The sequence below is a fragment of the Aeromonas schubertii genome, from assembly GCF_000820105.1.
Classification (GTDB): domain Bacteria; phylum Pseudomonadota; class Gammaproteobacteria; order Enterobacterales; family Aeromonadaceae; genus Aeromonas; species Aeromonas schubertii.
The window spans coordinates 1-4,010 of the sequence record NZ_CDDB01000070.1; the positions used below are offsets into that span (position 1 = coordinate 1).

Consider the following 4,010-nt stretch of genomic DNA (forward strand, 5'->3'; position numbering starts at 1 on the left):
ACTTGTTCGCACCTTCCTTAGATGTGACCCCAATGGCCTGATCTATGATGAAACTTTATTTTCACTACGCTGGGCAACACTGGGCAGTTATCCACAATTATGATGATACTTTATCTATAGATAGCAGGCTGACCGCCCAATAAGGTCAATGGGTTCGTTGAGCATAAATGATGAAACTTTATTTTCATCCCACAGCCCTTCTCTTTTCGAAACCGGTTTCGTGCTCTGCCAAGCTCCTCACAGCCTCAGTAAATCCAATCGGGTATCATTCGCGCGCTGGCACTAACAACTACAGAAGCGAATCATCATGGAACAATACTTCAAGCTGGGGGCGGTAGCCGCCATCCTGCTGCTGTCTGGCTGTCAGAGTGACAACAGCAGCCAAGCGCAACCCGGTGACGTGACCCTGCGTCTGATCCAGACCTCCGACATCCACTCCAACCTGCTCGGTTTTGACTACTACCAGAATAAGGAAGACCGCAAATTCGGCCTCTCCCGCACCGCCCTGCTGATCCGTCAGGCGCGCACCGAGAATCCCAACAACCTGCTGCTCGACAACGGCGATTTGATCCAGGGATCGCCGCTCGCCGACTACGTCTTCGATCAGCAGGAGAAGGGGAACTACCTGGCCAAGCAGGCCCACCCTGCCTTCAAGGCGATGAACGAGCTCGGCTATGACGTGGGCAACCTCGGCAACCACGAGTTCAACTACGGCCTCGACTACCTGACGGCGGCGCTCAAGGGAGCCAACTTCCCCTATGTGAACGCCAACGTCTTCGCCGCCGGCGCCTTCAAGCGCGACGCCAGCGGTACCATCGACTGGAGCGCCAACCGCTTCACCCCCTATCTGCTGCTCGATCGCCAGGTCAAGGATGCCAACGGCAACACCCAGACCGTCAAGGTTGGCGTGCTGGGGCTGACCCCGCCGCAGGTGGTGCAGTGGGACAAGCGCCACCTGGAGGGCAAGGTGGTGGTGGCCGACATGGTCGAGACCGCCGAGCACTACATCCCCGAGATGCGCGCCAAGGGGGCCGATCTGGTGGTGGTGGTGGCCCACACCGGCATCACGGGTGCCAGCCGTGAACAGTTGATGGAGAACGCCGCCTACTACCTGGCGCAGGTGAAGGGGGTCGACGCCCTGATGCTGGGGCACGCCCACAAGAACTTCCCCGGCGACTATCCCGATATCCAGGGGATCGACAACGACAAGGGCACCCTGGCCGGCGTGCCGACCGTGATGCCCGGCTTCTGGGGTAATCACCTCGGCATCATCGACCTCAAGCTCACCTTCAAGGAGGGGCGCTGGCAGGTGGCCTCGAGCCAGGCCCAGCTGCGCAAGATCGACAGCAGCGAGGGGAGCCCGGTTGACGAGAAGGTCGCCGGCCTGGTGCAGGCGGATCACGATGCCACCAACGCCTGGCTCGACGAGCCCCTCGGCAAGATCACCCAGCCCATCCACAGCTTCTTCGCCCTGGTGCAGGATGACCCCTCGATCCAGCTGGTGAGCGACGCCCAGCGCTGGCACGCCAACAGCCTGCGCCAGAGCGGTCTGCTCAAGGAGAGCTGGCCCATACTGTCGGCGGCGGCGCCGTTCCGCGGTGGCCGCAACGGCATCACCGACTTCACCTGGGTGCCGGCGGGCAACATCTCACTGCGCAACGTCTCGGATCTCTACATCTATCCCAACACCCTGCAGGTGGTCGCCATCAACGGTGCCACCGTCAAGGAGTGGCTGGAGATGAGTGCCGGCCAGTTCAACCGCATCGACCCGGCCGCCACCACCACCCAGTGGCTGGTGAACGAGCAGTTCCGCACCTACAACTTCGATGTGCTGGACGGGGTGAGCTATGAAGTGGATGTGACCCAGCCGGCCCGCTATGACAAGGACGGGGCCAAGGTGAGCGACGGCAGCCGCATCAGCAACCTCACCTATCAGGGGCAGCCTGTCGATCCGGCCCAGATGTTCTATGTGGTGACCAACAACTACCGCGCCAGCGGCGGCGGCCACTTCCCGGGCATCAACAGCAAGGTGATCGTGCACGAGGATCCCAAGGAGACCCGCGAGATCCTCTCCGAGTACCTGGTGCATCTCTCCACCGCCAATCCGGGTGGCTTCTCCCCGAGCGCCGACGGCAACTGGCACATGAAGGCCCTGCCGGCCAGCGTCGACCTGCGCCTCTACTCCTCACCCAAGGAGGAGGCCAAGGCCCTGGCGGGCAGCGATCTGCAGTACCTCTCGACCCTGCCGATGGATGATCCCAAGCACCCCGGCTACGCCATCTACCGGCTGGTACGCCAGCCCTGATGACAAGGCGGCCTGCGGGCCGCCTTCTTATCGCCCCGAGAGGGCCAACAGCAGCGCCAGGACAATGAAGATGAGACCGAACCCCCGGTTGAGCCAGCGCAGCTGACCCTGGCGGGCGAGCCGCCCCAGCAGCAAGCCGGCGCAGAGGGAATAGCTCACCATGGCCAGGGTATCGATGGCGATGATGATGGCGCCGAGGCACAGGTAGTGGACCATCCCCTCACCGGCCTCCGCAAACTGGGGCAGGAAAGCAACCAGAAAGACGATGGACTTGGGGTTACTGAGGTTGACCAGAAATCCCTGGCGCAGGCTCTGCCATGCACAGCCCTGCGAGGTCTCACCTTGCCGCAAGGCCACCTCTCCCTGACGAAACTTGGCAATACCCAGGTAGCAGAGATAACCGCTACCCATCAGCTTGATGGCGTGGAACAGGGTATCCGAGCCGGCAACCAGGCTGCCGAGGCCGGCACTCACCACCAGCAGATGCAGCAGCAGGGCCAGTTGCAGGCCGAGGATATTGAAGCCTGCCAGCCGCCGACCTCCCTCCAGGGTGCGCGACATAGTGGCGACGGCTCCGGCTCCGGGCGAGAAGCTGAATGCCAGGCAGCTGACGGCGAAGATCGAGAGCAGGGCGGGAGTCATGGGTTTTCCTGGGGTGACGGACGAGGTTGGGCGCCACGGTACCATGTGCTAGCATCCGGCTGATATTCACCCATCAGTTAATCCGATATTAAGGAGTGGGTTAATGATCGCCCTGCAGGATCTCCACTTTCTCGTCACCCTGGCGACCAGCCCCAGCTTTGCCATCGCCGCCCGTCGTCTCGACGTCTCGGCACCGCATGTGACCCAGAAGCTCAAGCGGCTGGAGGCCAGCCTGGGCGTCAGCCTGTTCGAGCGCGGTCGCCAGCCCAGGCTCACCCCCCAGGGACGACTCATCACCGAACGCGGCGGCGAGGTGCTGCGCCAGATGCGGGCGCTGGAGGAGAGCCTGCAGAGCAGCCGCGAGGAGCTGGGGGGCCAGCTCAACATAGTGGCGCCCATCGGCTTTGGAGAGAAACGCCTCGCCCCCCTGCTGGGGGAGTACCGGCGCCGGCATCCCCATGTGACCCTCGATCTGACCCTCTCGGATCGCCCCGCCTGGGAGGGTAATCCGCGCCAGCCCGACATCATGTTCTACATTGGCGATCTGCATCAGAGCCCACTCTATCGCACCCTGATAGCCCCAACCCGCCGCCTGCTGTGCGCCGCGCCGGCCTATCTGGCCAGCATGCCGCCGTTGCACCGGCCGGAGGATCTCGCCCATCACCACTGCATAGTGCTGCGGGAGAACGACGAGGATTGCACCCTGTGGCGCCTGCGCCACCTCGCCTCGGGAGAGGAGTCGAGTATCCGGGTCTCCCCCTCCCTCACCAGCAACGTGGCCGATGCGGTCAAGCAGTGGGCCCTGCAGGGGCTGGGGATCATTCATCGCTCCGAGTGGGATCTGCAACCCGAGCTGGCGGCGGGCACCCTGGTTCCCGTGCTGCCCGACTATGCGCCGCCCGCCGTCGATATCGTCGCCCTGATGGGCAGCAGCCGGGAGAGCCGGCCGCGCCGAATCAACCACTTCATCACCTTTGTTCAGGAGCGACTGCGAAAGGAACTCGGCGGCCCCAAGGTGCAGCCATAAAAAAGGAGCCGTGACGGTAATGCCGATCAGTTAAGG

At 63.0% G+C, this 4,010-nt stretch carries 3 protein-coding genes; 2 read left to right on the forward strand and 1 reads right to left on the reverse strand.

Going from position 1 to position 4,010, the window contains the following annotated elements; all coding sequences use genetic code 11:
* Nucleotides 1-307 precede the first annotated feature (307 nt).
* Nucleotides 308-2,305, forward strand: coding sequence for a bifunctional 2',3'-cyclic-nucleotide 2'-phosphodiesterase/3'-nucleotidase (locus tag BN1133_RS14425; protein WP_050667194.1), 1,998 nt, complete (start codon nucleotides 308-310; stop codon nucleotides 2,303-2,305).
* A 27-nt stretch (nucleotides 2,306-2,332) separates the two neighbouring features.
* On the opposite strand, the gene BN1133_RS14430 is transcribed toward BN1133_RS14425, so the two are convergent.
* Nucleotides 2,333-2,947 carry a LysE family translocator gene (locus tag BN1133_RS14430; RefSeq protein WP_050667195.1) on the reverse strand — a complete coding sequence of 205 codons (615 nt, stop codon included), beginning with the start codon at nucleotides 2,945-2,947 and terminating at the stop codon, nucleotides 2,333-2,335.
* 103 nt (nucleotides 2,948-3,050) lie between these two features.
* Here BN1133_RS14430 and BN1133_RS14435 point away from each other — a divergent pair, with 103 nt between their 5' ends.
* The gene (locus tag BN1133_RS14435; RefSeq protein ID WP_050667196.1) at nucleotides 3,051-3,974 is read left to right on the forward strand and encodes a LysR family transcriptional regulator; all 924 of its coding nucleotides are present in this window, start codon (nucleotides 3,051-3,053) and stop codon (nucleotides 3,972-3,974) included.
* Nucleotides 3,975-4,010 lie beyond the last annotated feature (36 nt).